The organism is Profundibacterium mesophilum KAUST100406-0324, assembly GCF_009835145.1.
Classification (GTDB): domain Bacteria; phylum Pseudomonadota; class Alphaproteobacteria; order Rhodobacterales; family Rhodobacteraceae; genus Profundibacterium; species Profundibacterium mesophilum.
On the sequence record NZ_APKE01000026.1, the window covers coordinates 34,176 to 49,419 of the forward strand.

At 68.5% G+C, this 15,244-nt stretch carries 15 protein-coding genes; 7 read left to right on the top strand and 8 right to left on the bottom strand.

Annotated elements, in window-relative coordinates:
• Window positions 1–43 precede the first annotated feature (43 nt).
• Both PMES_RS11055 and cobU read right to left on the bottom strand, forming a co-directional pair.
• The gene (locus PMES_RS11055; protein ID WP_159965752.1) at window positions 44–622 is read right to left on the bottom strand and encodes a histidine phosphatase family protein; all 579 of its coding nucleotides are present in this window, start codon (window positions 620–622) and stop codon (window positions 44–46) included.
• Window positions 619–1,152 (bottom strand): bifunctional adenosylcobinamide kinase/adenosylcobinamide-phosphate guanylyltransferase, encoded by a 534-nt coding sequence (cobU, locus tag PMES_RS11060; protein ID WP_159965753.1) that lies wholly within the window; start codon window positions 1,150–1,152, stop codon window positions 619–621. Before cobU ends, PMES_RS11055 begins: the two co-directional genes overlap by 4 nt.
• Window positions 1,153–1,256: 104 nt before the next feature.
• On the opposite strand from cobU, the gene PMES_RS11065 reads away from it, so the two are divergent.
• The 6 genes from PMES_RS11065 to PMES_RS11090 all read left to right on the top strand — a co-directional run bounded on the left by PMES_RS11065 (window position 1,257) and on the right by PMES_RS11090 (window position 8,134).
• Window positions 1,257–2,135, top strand: a complete 879-nt coding sequence (locus PMES_RS11065; RefSeq protein ID WP_159965754.1) for an RNA polymerase factor sigma-32 — start codon at window positions 1,257–1,259, stop codon at window positions 2,133–2,135.
• Window positions 2,136–2,178: 43 nt separating this feature from the next.
• A complete protein-coding gene (locus PMES_RS11070; RefSeq protein ID WP_159965755.1) occupies window positions 2,179–3,015 on the top strand; it encodes a ChaN family lipoprotein in 837 nt (278 codons plus the stop codon).
• Between the two features lie 93 nt (window positions 3,016–3,108).
• Window positions 3,109–4,398, top strand: coding sequence for a bifunctional phosphopantothenoylcysteine decarboxylase/phosphopantothenate synthase (locus PMES_RS11075; protein WP_159965756.1), 1,290 nt, complete (start codon window positions 3,109–3,111; stop codon window positions 4,396–4,398).
• Entirely contained in the window at window positions 4,395–4,868 is a 474-nt protein-coding gene (dut, locus tag PMES_RS11080) for a dUTP diphosphatase (protein WP_159965757.1), read from the top strand. Before PMES_RS11075 ends, dut begins: the two co-directional genes overlap by 4 nt.
• On the top strand, window positions 4,868–5,923 hold the full coding sequence (locus PMES_RS11085; RefSeq protein ID WP_159965758.1) for a HesA/MoeB/ThiF family protein: 1,056 nt from the start codon (window positions 4,868–4,870) through the stop codon (window positions 5,921–5,923). The genes dut and PMES_RS11085 overlap by 1 nt, the downstream gene beginning before the upstream one ends.
• A 183-nt stretch (window positions 5,924–6,106) precedes the next feature.
• Window positions 6,107–8,134: a M3 family metallopeptidase gene (locus tag PMES_RS11090; protein ID WP_159965759.1), complete on the top strand. Its 2,028-nt coding sequence runs from the start codon at window positions 6,107–6,109 to the stop codon at window positions 8,132–8,134.
• Between the two features lie 114 nt (window positions 8,135–8,248).
• Here the strand turns inward: PMES_RS11090 and PMES_RS11095 are convergent, their stop codons facing one another.
• Both PMES_RS11095 and trxB read right to left on the bottom strand, forming a co-directional pair.
• Window positions 8,249–9,955 (bottom strand): bifunctional sulfate adenylyltransferase/adenylylsulfate kinase, encoded by a 1,707-nt coding sequence (locus PMES_RS11095; protein ID WP_159965760.1) that lies wholly within the window; start codon window positions 9,953–9,955, stop codon window positions 8,249–8,251.
• Window positions 9,956–10,285: 330 nt separating this feature from the next.
• Window positions 10,286–11,278 carry a thioredoxin-disulfide reductase gene (gene trxB / locus PMES_RS11100; RefSeq protein WP_159965761.1) on the bottom strand — a complete coding sequence of 331 codons (993 nt, stop codon included), beginning with the start codon at window positions 11,276–11,278 and terminating at the stop codon, window positions 10,286–10,288.
• A 274-nt stretch (window positions 11,279–11,552) separates the two neighbouring features.
• On the opposite strand from trxB, the gene PMES_RS11105 reads away from it, so the two are divergent.
• Window positions 11,553–12,053 (top strand): Lrp/AsnC family transcriptional regulator, encoded by a 501-nt coding sequence (locus PMES_RS11105; RefSeq protein WP_159965762.1) that lies wholly within the window; start codon window positions 11,553–11,555, stop codon window positions 12,051–12,053.
• Between the two features lie 22 nt (window positions 12,054–12,075).
• Here the strand turns inward: PMES_RS11105 and PMES_RS11110 are convergent, their stop codons facing one another.
• From PMES_RS11110 to PMES_RS11125, 4 genes are all read right to left on the bottom strand, one after another.
• The gene (locus PMES_RS11110; protein WP_159965763.1) at window positions 12,076–12,870 is read right to left on the bottom strand and encodes a Hint domain-containing protein; all 795 of its coding nucleotides are present in this window, start codon (window positions 12,868–12,870) and stop codon (window positions 12,076–12,078) included.
• Between the two features lie 214 nt (window positions 12,871–13,084).
• Window positions 13,085–13,240 (bottom strand): hypothetical protein, encoded by a 156-nt coding sequence (locus PMES_RS11115; protein WP_159965764.1) that lies wholly within the window; start codon window positions 13,238–13,240, stop codon window positions 13,085–13,087.
• 170 nt (window positions 13,241–13,410) lie between these two features.
• Complete coding sequence (gene pgeF, locus PMES_RS11120; protein ID WP_159965765.1) at window positions 13,411–14,166, bottom strand: peptidoglycan editing factor PgeF; 756 nt, start codon at window positions 14,164–14,166, stop codon at window positions 13,411–13,413.
• Complete coding sequence (locus PMES_RS11125) at window positions 14,163–15,185, bottom strand: class I SAM-dependent methyltransferase (RefSeq protein ID WP_159965866.1); 1,023 nt, start codon at window positions 15,183–15,185, stop codon at window positions 14,163–14,165. The genes pgeF and PMES_RS11125 overlap by 4 nt, the downstream gene beginning before the upstream one ends.
• Window positions 15,186–15,244 lie beyond the last annotated feature (59 nt).

A 15,244-nucleotide genomic window follows, 5' to 3' on the forward strand; every position in this document is an offset into this window, starting at 1 on the left:
CACTATTGCCCCGAGTGGTTAGCGGGATGTTAATGCCGCGGCATCACTTGATCTCGTTGACCGAACGCAGCGTCCAGCGCCCCGCAGGGCCTCGCTCCGTCACGGTCAGCGAGAGCGGCGTGATATGCTGTGCGAAGGCCTCCTGGGCGGGGATGGCGCGGGCCCTTTGCACCTGGCTGAGGATGGCGCCGAAATGGGCGACCACGATGATGTCGCCGCCCCGCGCGGCGAGCCTGTCGGCCGCGGCGCAGACCCGCGCGGACAGCGCGTTCCAGCTCTCGCCGCCCGGGGGGGCAAGATCGCCGGGCCGCTCCCAGAAGGCGCGGGCGAGACCAGGGTCCTCGGCCTCGATGTCATCATGCAGGCGGCGCTCCCAGCCCCCGAAATGCAGCTCCCTGAGATCGCGATCGTCACCCAGGCGCGGGCGCGAGCCTGCGATCGCATCGGCGGTGCGCCGTGCCCTGTCGAGATCGGAGGATATGACCGGCGCCCCCTCGGGCAGGGACGCCGACAGGCGGCCGATCGCGGCCTCGTCCGACAGGTCCGCCGGCAGGTCGGTCCAGCCGATCATGCCGCGGGCGTGGGTCGGTCCATGGCGCACCCACCACAGGCGCGCGGTCACGCGTCCACCTCGCGCGGGAGCCGGCCCTTGAGCGCGAAGGGCAGCCCGGCCATCACCCCGATAACCGCATCCGCCTCCGCCGCGACGATCCGGTTGAGCCGTCCTTGCGCATTGCGAAAGCGGCGCCCGAGCGCGGTATCCGGCACGATCCCGGCGCCCACTTCGTTCGAGACCAGCACGAGGGGGCCCGGCGCGGCGCGGATCGCCTGGGCGAGCGCGGCGAATTGCGGGTCCGGATCGCGCTCGGCGAGGATCAGGTTGCTCAGCCACATGGTGAGGCAATCGGCGAGCACCGCATGGCCGGCCGGCGCGGCGCGGATCGCGTCGGGAAGGGTCTGCGGCACCTCCTGGGTGAGCCAGTTCTCCCCGCGCGCGGCACGGTGCGCCGCGATCTTGTCGCGCATCTCCGCATCGAGCCCCTGCGCGGTCGCGAGATAGAGCCGCGGCCCCTCGATCCGGGCGAGCAAACGTTCGGCAATATCCGATTTCCCGGAGGCCGCTCCCCCTAGCACGAAGCTCAGTCTAGGCAATGTTGATGGGAACTTTCTTTGCTGCAACTGCGTAGTCCATCCGTGAAACAGCTTTTGAACGACACTATCGGGCCCTGCCAGACGGGGCCATCGGGGGAACGACCATGGCACTTGACGGCTTCTCAGACCAAAGCATGTCCCGGCGCGCGATGCAGGCCGAGCTTCTCGACGCCGAGACCGAGCTGCGGCTCGCCTATGCCTGGCGCGACCAGCGTGACGAGGCGGCGCTTCACCGTCTGATCACCGCCTACATGCGGCTTGCGATCTCGATGGCAGGCAAGTTCCGCCGCTATGGCGCCCCGATGAACGACCTGATCCAGGAGGCCGGCCTGGGACTGATGAAGGCCGCCGACAAGTTCGATCCCGATCGCGGCGTCCGGTTCTCGACCTATGCCGTCTGGTGGATCAAGGCAAGCATTCAGGACTACGTGATGCGCAACTGGTCGATGGTGCGCACCGGAAGCACCTCCAGCCAGAAGTCGCTCTTCTTCAACATGCGGCGCGTGCAGGCCCGTCTCGAGCGCGAGGCCGCCTCGCGCGGTGAGCGGCTCGACCGTCACCAGATGCGGCAGATGATCTCGATCGAGGTCGGTGTGCCGATGCATGATGTCGAGATGATGGAAGGGCGCCTCGCGGGGTCCGACTACTCGCTGAATGCAACGCAATCCTCCGATGACGAGGGCCGCGAATGGATCGAGGCGCTCGAGGATGATGGCCAGCAGGCCGCCGACGCGGTCGCGCATGAGCGGGATCTGGGCACCTTGCGCAACTGGCTTCTTGCGGCGATGTCGCAGCTCAACGAACGCGAGCGGTTCATCGTCCGCGAGCGCAAGCTGCGCGAGACGCCGCGCACCCTCGAATCGCTGGGCGGAGAACTGGGCCTTTCGAAAGAGCGGGTGCGCCAGCTGGAGGCGGCCGCGTTCCAGAAGATGCGCAAGACCCTCGAGGGCCAGTCGCGCGAAGTGCACAACTTCTTTGCCTGACACGGTGCGCGCGGCGATACGGCCGGGCCTGTGTATCGCCGCGATGGCCGCGCTTTTCGCGGGCGCGGTGGCAGCCGGCCCGGCGCTCGCACAGAAGGCGCCGGGTATCGAGCGGCCGGGTGCCGCTCCTGCCAGGGGCGGACCGACGGCGGAGGATTTCGCGGCGCATGACGTCGCGATCTTCGGCGAGATCCATGACAATCCCGACCATCACGCGAACCAGGCCGTCTGGGTCGCCCTGCAGCGCCCCAGGGCGCTTGTCTTCGAGATGTTGACCCCTGCACTGGGACGAGAGGCGATGCGGCTGCGGGACGCGCCGCGCGCGGTGCTCCAGGAGGCGCTGCAATGGGAAGCGCGGGGTTGGCCCGACTTCGATCTTTATGTTCCGATCTTCGAGGCCGCGCCGCAGGCGTCGATCCACGGGGCCGATCCGGGGCGCGACGCGGTGCGGATGGCCGCGGCCGAGGGCGCCGCGGCGGCTTTCGGCGAGGGTGCATTCCGCTTCGGTCTGGAGCTTGCCTTGCCGGAGGAGGAGGCGACCGCGCGCATCGCCGCGCAGGCCGAGGCCCATTGCGGCCTGCTGCCGAGCGCGATGCTTCCCGGAATGGTCGAGGCGCAAAGGTTGCGCGACGCGGCGCTGGCACGCGCCGTCATCGCGGCGATGGAGGAAACCGGCGGGCCGGTGGCGGTGATCACCGGAACCGGTCACGCGCGCCGCGATTACGGGATACCGGCGGCCCTTGCGCGTGCCGCGCCGGGCTACGAGGTCCTCTCCATCGGGCAGGGCGAGGGGAGCGATCATGACGGGCTCGCCCCGTTCGACATTGTCGCCCATGCCCCCGCGCCCGAGCGCGGCGATCCCTGTGATGCGCTCCGCTGAGCCTTGCGCGCGCGGGCGGCGCCCGGGGGGTGCTTGCCTCAGGGTGCCGTGCGGCATACGGTGCCCGGCGCGGCGCGCCAGGGGAGAGCCAGAATGCTGTCAGGCAGACATGTCCTACTGATCATCGGGGGCGGGATCGCCGCTTTCAAATCGCTCGACCTGATCCGCCGACTGCGTGCGCGGGGGGCGGAGGTGACGCCGGTCCTGACATCCGGCGGCGCGCAATTCGTCACGCCCCTATCCGTCTCCGCCCTCGCGGGGCGCAAGGTGCATACCGACCTGTTCGACCTGACCGCCGAGGCCGAGATGGGTCATATCCAGCTCAGCCGCGCGGCGGACCTGGTGGTGGTGACCCCCGCGACGGCCAACCTGATGGCGAAGATGGCGCAGGGCCATGCCGACGATCTTGCCTCGACCCTGCTGATGGCGACCGACAAGAGGGTGCTGATCGCGCCCGCGATGAATGTCAGGATGTGGCAGCATCCCGCAACGCGCCGCAACGCGCGCATCCTCGAGGGCGACGGCGTGATCCTCGTGGGGCCGGACGAGGGGGAGATGGCCTGCGGCGAGTTCGGACCGGGCCGCATGGCGGAGCCCGAGCGGATCGTGGCGGCCATCGAGGAGGTGTTTGATCCGGACACGGGCACGGACATTGGCACGGAAACGGGCACCGGCATCGACGCCGCGGCCGCGCGCGGGGGAGGCGGCGGGCGCGCACGCCCACTCGAGGGCCGTCATGCCCTCGTGACCTCCGGCCCGACACATGAGCCGATCGACCCCGTGCGCTACATCGCCAACCGCTCTTCCGGCGCACAGGGCAGCGCCATCGCCGCCGCGCTGCGCGCGCTGGGCGCGCGGGTGACGTTCATCACGGGGCCGGCCACGGCGCCGCCGCCCGATGGAGTTCGTATCGTCGCGGTCGAGACCGCCGCCCAGATGCTCGCTGCCGTGAACGACGCCCTCCCTGCCGATATCGCCGTCTTCGCGGCCGCCGTCGCCGACTGGCGCGTGGCGGAGGCCTCGGAGCGCAAGATCAAGAAGGATGCCGGCGGCCTGCCCGAATTGCAGCTTGCCGAGAATGCCGACATTCTCGCACGGATCGCGCGGATGGAGGCGGGGCGCCCGGAACTCGTGATCGGTTTCGCGGCCGAGACGCATGATCTGCACGAGGCGGCGCGTGCCAAGCGGCAGCGCAAGGGCTGCGACTGGATCGTGGCCAACGACGTCTCGCCCGGAACCTGCATCATGGGCGGCAGCGAGAATGCGGTCACGCTGATCACCGGCGACGGCGCGGAGGATTGGCCGCGCATGAGCAAGGCGGCAGTGGCCGCGCAGCTCGCCGAGCGCGTGGCCGGACATTTCGCCCTGCAGGCCGCACGATGAGCGCCGCGCCGAGAGTGCAGATCATGCGCGCACCCGGCGCCGATCCGGACTTGCCTTTGCCGGCCTATGAAAGCGCGGGCGCGGCGGGGGCGGACCTGCGCGCGGATCTGCCGCTCTCCGTCCGGTCCGGCGGGCTGCGCCTTGCGCCCATGGAGCGTATGCTCGTTCCCACGGGCCTGTGCCTTGCGATCCCGCCGGGCTACGAGGTGCAGCTGCGGGCGCGCTCCGGCCTCGCGCTGCGCCACGGGATCGCGCTGGTCAACGCGCCCGGCACGATCGACAGCGACTATCGCGGTCCCCTGGGCGTGATCCTGGTGAACCTGTCGGCGGATCCTTTCGTGATCGAGCACGGGGCACGCATCGCGCAGATGATCGTCGCTCCGGTCGTCCAGGCAATGCTCGTCGAGGTATCCGCGCTCGGGGAGACGGCGCGCGGCGCGGGCGGTTTCGGCTCGACGGGGAGGGACTGATGCTTCTGGTCGGATTGATCGGCGGGGGCATCTGGCTCCTTGGTGCGGTGATGGGCGTGGCGCGGCGCCGGCGGGCCGTGCTTCTGGGACTGCTGCTCGGGGTGGTCCTGCTGATCCAGCTGACGCTTCCGGCGGGCAACGCCCTTCGTGTGGCGACGGGCGGGAGCGCCGCGCCCTGGCTGCTTCTCCTGGGGCTTGGCGGGCTTGCCGCCCTCTATGCGGCGCTGCTCGGTGTTCTGCGCGGCCGCGTGCGCCAGGAGAACAAGCCCCCGCAGGAGCCGCAGACCCAGCCGGGGCGTTTCGCGCCGGGCGAGATCGAGCGCTACGCGCGTCACATCGTCCTGCGGGAGATCGGCGGGGGCGGGCAGAAGGCGCTGAAGAACGCGCGTGTGCTGGTCATCGGGGCCGGGGGCCTCGGCGCGCCCGCGCTACTCTATCTGGCGGCGGCCGGCGTGGGGCGGATCGGCGTGGTCGACGATGACGTCGTCGAGGGCGCGAACCTGCAGCGGCAGGTGATCCATACGGATGCGCGGATCGGCATGCCCAAGGTCTTCTCCGCGCAGATCGCGATGCAGGCGATCAATCCCTGGGCCGACATACGCCCCTACAATCGCCGCTTCGTCAAGGCGGACGCGGCGCTTTTCGAGGACTATGACCTGGTGCTCGAAGGGTCCGACAACTTCGAAACGCGCTATTTGGTGAACCGGACGGCCGCGCGCCTGGGGGTGCCGCTCGTGTCCGGCGCGCTCAGCCAGTGGGAGGGCCAGGTGGCCCTGTTCGATCCGGCGCGCGGCGGGCCATGCTACCAATGTGTTTTCCCCGAGGCCCCCGCGCCGCATCTCGCGCCCTCCTGCGCCGAGGCCGGTGTCTTGAGCCCGCTGCCCGGGATCATCGGCTCGATGATGGCGGCCGAGGCGATCAAGAGGATCACGGGTGCCGGGGCCGACCTGACGGGACGCATGATGATCCATGATGCCCTTTATGCCGAGGCGCGGGTGATCACGCTTAAACGGCGCGCGGACTGTCCCGTTTGCGGTGGCCACGCCGCACCCTGACGGGCGGGCCGTTCGGCTTGCGGTGGCGGCGGACGCCTCCAGCGGGGAGGTATTTTCGCGAAGCTGAATCAGCCGGCGGCGCGGTATCCGGGCCGCCGGCTTGCGGCCGCGGACAGCATGGCCCGCACTTGCAGCAGGAGGCCCGCCTCTCGATATGTCGTGAATGGATAAAGGAGTGACCTGATGACCAACCCCCTTCTGCAGCCGTGGAGCGGCCCTCACCAGCTGCCGCCGTTCGAGCGCATAAAGGACGAGGATTTCGCGCCGGCCGTCGAAGCCGCCCTGCAGGAGGCGCGTGCGCGGATCGGCGATATCGCCGCCAATCCCGCCCCCCCGGACTTTGCCAATACGATCGAGGCGCTCGAGCGTGCGGATGAGACGCTGGGCCGGGTCCTGTCGGTGTTCTACACGCTTGCCGGCTCCGACAGCTCACCCGCCCGCCAGGAGCTCAGCCGCCGGTTCTCGCCGCTCCTGTCGGCCTACTCGTCCGAGGTCGCGATGAATGCGGACCTTTTCGGCAGGATCGAGACCCTTTGGCAGTCGCGCGAGGTGCTCGGGCTGACCGCCGAGCAGGAGCGGCTGCTCATGCTGACGCGGCGCGGGTTCGTGCGCCAGGGTGCGCAGCTTGAGGGTGCTGCGCGCGACAGGCTGACGGAGGTCAAGGCACGGCTCGCGGTGCTGGGCACGCAGTTCACGCAGAACCTGCTGGCCGACGAGAGCGACTGGATCATGCCGCTGCAGGAGGGTGATCTCGACGGTTTGCCCGATTTCGTCGCCGATGCCGCGCGCGGGGCCGGGGCGGAGCGGGGACATGCCGGTCCGGCGATCACCTTGTCGCGCTCGGTCATCGTGCCGTTCTTGCAATTCTCCCCTCGACGCGATCTGCGCGAGGCGGCGCATACCGCATGGAGCCTGCGCGGCGCCAATGGCGGACAGACCGACAACCGCGAGATCGCGACCGAGATCCTGGCCCTGCGCGCGGAGCGGGCGATGCTGCTCGGCTATGACGATTTCGCCTCCTACAAGCTCGAGACGGAGATGGCCGGCACGCCAGAGCAGGTCCGCGCGCTGCTGATGCGTGTATGGGAGCCCGCCAAGGCCGCCGCTCAGGCCGATCAGACCCGCCTGACGGCGATGATGCATGGCGACGGTGTGAACGGGGACCTCGCGCCTTGGGACTGGCGCTATTACGCGCAGAAGCGGCGCGCGGCGGAGCACGATCTCGACGAGGCGGCGCTCAAGCCCTACCTGCAGCTCGACAAGATGATCGAGGCGGCGTTCTGGACCGCGGGACGGCTTTTCGGCCTGAGCTTCGAGCCGATCGAGGTGTCGCTGTACCATCCTGACATCCGGGCCTGGGAGGTGCGCCGCGATGGCGCGCATGTGGGGATCTTCCTTGGGGATTATTTCGCGCGGGCCTCGAAGCGGTCGGGCGCCTGGTGCTCGGCCCTGCGCAGCCAGCAGAAGCTTGCGGGAGACATTCGGCCCGTGGTGGTCAATGTCTGCAACTTCGCCAAGCCCTCGAAGGGGCACCCGGCGCTTCTGTCGCATGATGACGCGCGCACCCTGTTCCACGAGTTCGGCCATGCGCTGCACCAGCTTCTGTCCGATGTGACCTATGAGTCGGTGTCGGGTACCTCGGTGGCGCGCGATTTCGTGGAATTGCCGAGCCAGCTCTTCGAGCATTGGCTGGACGTGCCGGACCTGCTGGAGCGGTTCGCGACCCATGTCGAGACGGGTGCGCCGATGCCCGGGGAGATGCGCGATCGGCTGCTTGCGGCCGCAACTTTCGACATGGGCTTCCAGACGGTCGAATACCTTGCCTCGGCCATCGTGGACCTGGAGTTCCATGCGGGGCCGGCGCCGGCTGATGCAATGGCGCGGCAGACCGAAATCCTCGAAGCGCTCGACATGCCCTCGGCGATCACGATGCGCCATGCGACACCGCATTTCGCCCACGTCTTCGCCGGTGATGGCTATTCCTCGGGCTATTACAGCTACATGTGGTCGGAGGTGATGGATGCCGATGCCTTCGCCGCCTTCGAGGAGGCCGGCGATCCCTTCGATCCGCAAACGGCGCGCGCGCTCGAGACGCATGTTCTCTCGACCGGGGGAACGGTCGAGCCGGAAGCGCTCTACACCGCGTTCCGGGGACGCATGCCCGGCGTGGAGGCGCTCTTGAAGGGGCGCGGCCTGTTCCAGGCGGCCTGAGCGTTCATTCCCCTTTCTGCCCGTGCACGCCGCGGGGACAGGAAGGGGAGGGCAGACAAAGAACGGGCGCCCGACTGGGCGCCCGTTTCCGATCTCGATAACCAATCCGGGGGATCAGGCGCCGATCAGCCCGAGGCTTTCGAGTTTCAGCAGGATCTGATGGGCACAATGGTCCACATCGACCGTTTCGGTGTCGAGGCGCAGTTCGGGATTCTCGGGAACGTCATAGGGATCGGAAATCCCGGTGAATTCCTTGATCTTGCCCTCGCGCGCCAGCTTGTAGAGGCCCTTGCGGTCGCGGCGCTCGCATTCCTCGATGCTGGTTGCGACATGCACTTCGATGAAGGCGCCGAACTGCTCGATATCCTCGCGCACCGCGCGGCGCGTCGTGGCATAGGGCGCGATCGGGGCACAGATGGCAATGCCGCCATTCTTGGTGATCTCGCTCGCGACATAGCCGATCCGGCGGATGTTGAGGTCGCGATGCTCCTTGGAGAAGCCAAGCTCGGAGCTGAGATTCTTGCGCACGATATCGCCGTCGAGAAGGGTCACGGGACGCCCGCCCATCTCCATCAGCTTGATCATCAGCGCGTTGGCGATGGTCGACTTGCCGGAGCCTGACAGCCCGGTCAGGAACACCGTGAAGCCCTGCTGGGCCCGCGGCGGACGGGTGCGGCGCAGCTCCTTGACCACCTGCGGGAAGGAGAACCATTCGGGGATCTCGAGCCCTTCGGCCAGGCGGCGGCGCAGCTCGGTGCCGGAGATGTTGAGGACGGTCGCGCCTTCCTCGACCTCGTCGGCGGGCTCGTATTGGGCGCGCTCCTGCACATAGACCATGTGTTTGAAGTCGACCATCTCGATGCCCATCTCCTCCTGGTGCTCGCGGAAGAGGTCCTGTGCGTCATAGGGCCCGTAGAAATCCTCGCCGGCGGAGTTCTTGCCGGGGCCGGCATGGTCGCGGCCGACGATGAAGTGGGTCACACCATGGTTCTTGCGGATCAGCCCGTGCCAGACCGCCTCGCGCGGGCCGGCCATGCGCATGGCAAGGTTCAGCAGGCTCATCGTGGTGGTGGCGGCCGGATACTGGTCGAGCACGGCTTCGTAGCAGCGCACGCGGGTAAAGTGATCGACATCGCCGGGCTTCGTCATGCCGACAACGGGATGGATCAGCAGGTTGGCCTGCGCTTCCTTGGCGGCGCGGAAGGTCAGCTCCTGGTGCGCGCGATGCAGCGGGTTGCGCGTCTGGAAGGCCACGACCTTGCGCCAGCCCATCTTGCGGAAGAAGGCACGCAACTCGTTGGGCGTGTCGCGGCGGGCCTTGAAGTCGTAATGCACGGGCTGCTGGATGCCGGTGATCGGCCCGCCAAGATAGACCTTGCCGGCCTGGTTGTGCAGGTAGTTCACCGCCGGATGGGCCGAATCATCGGCGCCGAAGACCTTCTCGGCCTCGCGCGATTTGTTGGGCACCCACTTGTCGGTGACGGACATGATCGCGAGGATCACGCCCTCCTGGTCGCGCAGGGCGATGTCCTGACCGGTCTCGACCCCTTCGGCGAACGTCTCGGACACGTCGAGCGTGATCGGCATCGGCCAGAGCGCACCGTCCTTCAGGCGCATGGTCTCGACGACGCTGTCGTAATCGGCCTCGCCCAGGAAGCCCTTGAGCGGGTTGAACGCCCCGTTCATCAGCATTTCCAGATCGCACAGCTGGCGCGGGCTCAGATCGTGGGAGATCAGATCACCGGCCTCCGTCTTCAGCTTCTGGGCGCTGTCATAGGAGACATAGAGTTCGGGGACGGGCGCGAGATTCGCGAGAGTCATCGGTTTTCCTGACTTAACGGCTTGTGCCGGCAAGGAAGGCCGGCGAATTCGGGAATGCGGGCCAGCGGCCCGGCGCGGAACGCAGACCGGGGCCTGCGGAGAATGTTTGAGGGCCCGATTACCCCGGAGCCGGACGAAAGTTCAACCCGCCAGCATCGCTCGGGCAGGATTGAGGCGCGATTCCCGGACATTCCCCCTCACGGGCATGGCCTGTTCGCGATTCGCGGATGATCGGCGGACAGATCTCCCGCCCGGGCCGGGCATGGGAAGGAGACCCTGCCCATCGCCCGGGCCGTGTCTGCCCCCCATGCAAAAGGGGGGGCAAGCGGGTCAGACCGGCGCGCCGTATCCCAGGGGCTCGTGCATGTCGCGCCCCTCGGTGGTGCCGACCTCGGCCAGGAAGCGCTCCGCCTCGAGCGCCGCCATGCAGCCCATCCCGGCGCTGGTGACCGCCTGCCGGTAGATGTGATCAGTCAAATCGCCCGCCGCGAAGACGCCGGGAATGGAGGTCGCGGTGCTGTCGGGCTTGGTGACGACATAGCCGCCCATCTGCGTCTCGAGCTGATCCTTGACCAGTTCGGAAGCCGGCGCGTGGCCGATCGCCACGAAGACGCCCTTGCACGGCAGCTCGGTGATCGCGCCGGTCTCGACATGCCTCAGGCGCACGCCCTCGACGCCGGGCGGGGTCTGACTTCCGGTGATCTCCTCGATGCCGTGATCCCAGACCACCTCGACCTTGGGATGGGCAAAAAGACGGTTTTGCAGGATCTTCTCGGCACGCAATTCGCCGCGGCGATGGACCAGCGTCACCTTGGAGGCGAAATTGGTCAGGAACAGGGCCTCCTCGACGGCCGTGTTGCCGCCGCCGACGACCACGACATCCTGGCCGCGATAGAAGAAGCCGTCGCAGGTGGCGCAGGCGCTGACGCCGAAACCCTTGAACTTCTCCTCGGATTCGAGCCCGAGCCACTTGGCCTGCGCCCCCGTCGCCAGGATGATCGCATCGGCGGTATAGACCGCGCCGCTATCGGCGCGGGCGGTGAATGGACGCGAGGACAGATCGAGCGAGGAGATGTGGTCGGAGACGATCTCGGCGCCCATCTCCTTGGCATGGGCCTCCATGCGCACCATCAGGTCGGGCCCCATGATCGACGCCTCGCCCGGCCAGTTCTCGACATCGGTCGTGATGGTGAGCTGTCCGCCGGGCTGGATGCCCTGCACCAGGACCGGCTCGAGCATCGCGCGTGCGGCATAGACGGCCGCCGTGTAGCCGGCCGGGCCCGATCCGACGATCAGGAGTTTGACATGGCGTGTATCGGCCATCGCTGTGGTCCTCGCGTTCTGTGCATTCGCCTCGCGGCGCCGGGCCGATATAACCACTCGGGCAGGGCTGCGAAACCCCCGTGGTCATCCGGGCGCGACGCGCGATACCGGCGATGGGGCGAGGCTCGGGGCCATGTCCGGGAATGGCCATGAGATTGTCGCGGAAGGGGTGGATGCCGCGCACCTATAACGATATTGCGCATCGTTGAAACAATGTTGCGCATGGATGCGCGCTTTCGTAAAGTTACGAAATTCTCAGGGGTAGGGTTCGACCATGGCGGGTCACAAGCTGGATACCATCGATCGCATGATCCTGTCCGAGCTGCAGTCGGACGGGCGAATGACGAATGTCGAACTGGCGCGCCGGGTCGGCATTTCGGCGCCCCCCTGCCTGCGGCGCGTCAGGACGCTGGAGGAGGCGGGCTACATTCGCGGCTACCATGCCGTCGTCGATCCGCGGCTTCTCGGCTTCGAGGTGCATGTCTTCGCGATGGTCGGGCTGCAGAGCCAGGCCGAGGCCGATCTCGCCGCCTTCGAGGAGCGCTGTCGCGGTTGGCCCCTGATTCGGGAATGCCACATGCTCAACGGCGAGGTGGATTTCGTGCTCAAATGCGTGGCGCCCGACCTGAGCACCTTCCAGAGCTTCCTGACCGAGGAGCTGACGGCCGCGCCGAATGTCGGCAGCGTCAAGACCTCCCTCGTGATCCGGGGGGCCAAGGACGAGCCCGGCGTGCCCTTCGACATCCTCGAGCAGCGCCTGGCGCGGGAGGCTTGACGGGCCGTCCCCGGGCGAGCCGTCAGGCGGCGCCCAGGGTCTGATACTGCTCGACCGTCAGGCGCGGACAGGTCATGCGCCCGAAGCCCGACAGGCTCGCGACATGCGGGAAGAGACCCAGGAAAAGCTCGGTCATCGCCGGCCCCAGGCGCGCGGTGTCGACCGGGCCGGGATGGTGGCTCTCGATCTCGACGCCGTTGACCGTCAGCAGGCAATGCTCGGCAAAACCGATATGGAACAGCTCGACCGACGCCACGGGTGTCACCTCGATGACCGACATGCCATCGGCGAAGGGCGCGACGGGCACAAGGGCCGCCCCGTCGGGCGTTACCGTCCGCAATGCCGGCGCGCGATCCACCAGCCGGGCCGCCGGCCCGAGAACGAGATCGGGCATCGGGCGGCCGAAGCCGAAGGCGTCGGCGGGAATGCGATAGAGGCGGATCCCGCCGGCCTGTCCGATCGGGGCGGGCGCGAAGGCGCTGCTGCCCTTCCAGAGCAAGGTCTGAAGCCCGTTCGATGTCGACACGCGCATTCCCGGCAGCACGTCCTCGATAGCCACCGGACCCTCTTCCGTCGGCAGGAGCGATCCGCGCGCGAGGGCGGAAAAAGCGTCGCGGAACAGGGGGATCGACGGTCCCTTGCGCGACAAATCCTCGATCTGCCCGTCAGGGGCGAGCCAGCATGAGTGATAAAGCCGGTTGCAAGGCAGGTTGGGCGCCGGCGGGCGGGGCGCGCTCGGGATGCGCCGCTTGACGGTCCAGGGCACGTTGCCCGAGGGCGCCGGAACGCCGGTGCGCATGTGCGGGGTGTGGGACATGGTAGCAGCCTTTCGGTCTCACCACATCTGCATTGGCCCCCACCAATTTGCAGAAGGACAAGACAAGCATATGGGTTTGCGCAAGCTTATGTCAAAATTGCCCTGGAATTGACGCCGGTGCGGCGTCATTGCGCCGCCAGGCGCAACATTGTTCCGCGAGGCCGAGGGTCCGCCTGCCCGTGCCGGCATGCCGGCGCGGGCGGGCGCGGCCGCTTCAGGCGGAGCCGGCGCGCAGCGGCGCGGTCTGAAGGCGCGGGACAATCGTGGCGGCGGGCGGCACGCGGCCGGCGCTGCGTGCCCAGGGCAGGTTGGGTTGGGGCTTCGAGGCCTCGTCGAGGACCGATTTCATCCAGCGCGGGGTCTTCTTCATGCCGATCTCCTGTCTCGCGGGCTCTTTCTGAGCGCATGCTGCAATGGTCGTTGCAGACAGACTGGTCGGGAAATCGGGCGTTCGCATGGCGGAGACGGGGTAAGACCGCGCCGTTTCGCGGATCAAATCTGGCGCGATGGCGCGCCCGGACGGCGCGCGCCGCGCCGGTGTCACAGCCGGATGGCCGCGATCAGCCGCCCGTAATCGGCTTCCTTGAAATGCACCGAGCGGCGGTAGGAGTAGAAACGCTGCGGATCGGAATAGGTGCAGTGCCGGGTCCATTGCGCCCCGGCCACGCGCGCCAGCCCGAGCCGCGAGAGTCCGTAGCCCGGCAGGTCGAAATGCAGCCGGTCCGCGCGTCCGCGCGCGAAATGATGCACGCTTTGCGGATCGCGCGCGGCGAAGGTTTCCATGAACTCGGGGCCGACCTCGTAGGCGCGCTGGCTGATCGAGGGGCCGATCACCGCGTTGATCCGTTCGCGCCGCGCGCCCAGCGTCTCCATCGCGTCGACCACCGCTTCGAGAATGCCGGCGAGCGCTCCCTTCCAGCCGGCATGCGCCGCGCCGATGACCCCCGCTTCGGGATCGCTGAAAAGCACCGGCTGGCAGTCGGCGGTCAGGATCCCGAGGGCGATGCCCGGCCGGTCGGTGACCATCGCGTCGGCCTCGCGCCGGGCGGGCGCCCGGTCCTCGATCACCGCCACCTTCGCCGAATGGACCTGGCGCATGGTGATGAGGGCCCCGGGCGCGACGCCCATCGCCTCGGCCACGCGGGCGCGATTGATGCGCACCGCATCGCATTGATCCGACGAGCCCTCGCCGCAATTGAGCCCCTCGAAGACGCCGGAAGACGCCCCGCCGCGCCGGGTGAAGAAGCCGTGCCGGGTCGACAGCAGGCTGTCGGCCGTGATGATTTCGAGGGTCATGGGACGGTTCCCGGATCGAGGCCCGGAAGCGGTTGCGATCCGGAGCCGAACGACATTGCCTGGAAAAGGTGTCCCATTTGGGCGGGGTGGGTCAACCGTCGATGCGCGGCGACATGCGCCTCGAGTGCGGCGCCCTCGAGGTTGCGGGCGAGGATGCGTGCGCGTTCCGTGATCCCAAGGCGCTCGAGCCAGAGCCCCTGCGGCGTCGGGGCGGATGCATGCAGGCCGCCGGCGCGGGCCAGCGCGCCGAAATCGACATGCGCGGTCAGGTCCGCCTCGCCGGGAGCCGCGAGGGGATGCACGCGGCAATGGGCCTGCACGGCCTGGAACGTGTCGCCGCGGGGCAGGGTGCTGCCGTAATCCACGATGAGGGCCGCGCCGCCATGCGCCGCGATATGCCCGCCGATCGCGGCCGCGATGCCGGTGCCCTGCACGCAGGTCTCGACCATGTCGCCCTGCGCCGTGTCCCCGAGCCGGTGCGCCAGCGCGTCGAGTTTGGCGACCGGACCCAGGCCGAAGGCAAGGGCTTCGCCGCGCGCCATCACCATCCGCTCGCGCCAGCCGTCGCCATCGCGCAGGAATTGCCGGATCGGCAGCGCGTCGAAGAACTCGTTCGCCACGAGCAGAAGGGGCAGGTCGGGAAGTCCCGCGATGTCCGCGTGCCACTGCGGATCATATGCCGACAGGCGCTGTGCCTGCGCCGCACGCAGGCGCGGCGAGACCTCCACCAGGTGCAGCGTGACCGCATCGGCAAAGCCCGGCACGGCGGCGGCGGCGGCGCGCAGCGCGTCGGCCATCAACGTGCCACGCCCCGGTCCGAGCTCGGCCAGGGCGATCCGGTCGGGACGCCCCAGATCGATCCAGCCCTGCGCCAGCGACAGGCCGACGAGTTCGCCGAACATCTGGCTGATCTCGGGCGCGGTAATGAAGTCGCCCTCCGCGCCCAAGGGGTCGCGGGTGGTGTAATAGCCCCATTCGGGATGCAGCAGGCAGGCCTGCATGTAGTCGGCGATGCGCATCGGCCCGGTCGCCGCGATCTGCCGAAGCAGGATTCCGGCCAGGGGCGTCGTGGCGGCGA

Bases quoted from the DNA above. Each gene is read 5' to 3' on its own strand.
- PMES_RS11065 (WP_159965754.1), top strand. From the start codon at position 1,257: ATGGCACTTGACGGCTTCTCAGACCAAAGCATGTCCCGGCGCGCGATG.
- PMES_RS11070 (WP_159965755.1), top strand. From the start codon at position 2,179: ATGGCCGCGCTTTTCGCGGGCGCGGTGGCAGCCGGCCCGGCGCTCGCA.
- PMES_RS11075 (WP_159965756.1), top strand. From the start codon at position 3,109: ATGCTGTCAGGCAGACATGTCCTACTGATCATCGGGGGCGGGATCGCC.
- dut (WP_159965757.1), top strand. From the start codon at position 4,395: ATGAGCGCCGCGCCGAGAGTGCAGATCATGCGCGCACCCGGCGCCGAT.
- PMES_RS11085 (WP_159965758.1), top strand. From the start codon at position 4,868: ATGCTTCTGGTCGGATTGATCGGCGGGGGCATCTGGCTCCTTGGTGCG.
- PMES_RS11090 (WP_159965759.1), top strand. From the start codon at position 6,107: ATGACCAACCCCCTTCTGCAGCCGTGGAGCGGCCCTCACCAGCTGCCG.
- PMES_RS11095 (WP_159965760.1), bottom strand. From the start codon at position 9,955: ATGACTCTCGCGAATCTCGCGCCCGTCCCCGAACTCTATGTCTCCTAT.
- trxB (WP_159965761.1), bottom strand. From the start codon at position 11,278: ATGGCCGATACACGCCATGTCAAACTCCTGATCGTCGGATCGGGCCCG.
- PMES_RS11105 (WP_159965762.1), top strand. From the start codon at position 11,553: ATGGCGGGTCACAAGCTGGATACCATCGATCGCATGATCCTGTCCGAG.
- PMES_RS11110 (WP_159965763.1), bottom strand. From the start codon at position 12,870: ATGTCCCACACCCCGCACATGCGCACCGGCGTTCCGGCGCCCTCGGGC.
- PMES_RS11115 (WP_159965764.1), bottom strand. From the start codon at position 13,240: ATGAAGAAGACCCCGCGCTGGATGAAATCGGTCCTCGACGAGGCCTCG.
- pgeF (WP_159965765.1), bottom strand. From the start codon at position 14,166: ATGACCCTCGAAATCATCACGGCCGACAGCCTGCTGTCGACCCGGCAC.
- PMES_RS11125 (WP_159965866.1), bottom strand. From the start codon at position 15,185: ATGCGCATCGCCGACTACATGCAGGCCTGCCTGCTGCATCCCGAATGG.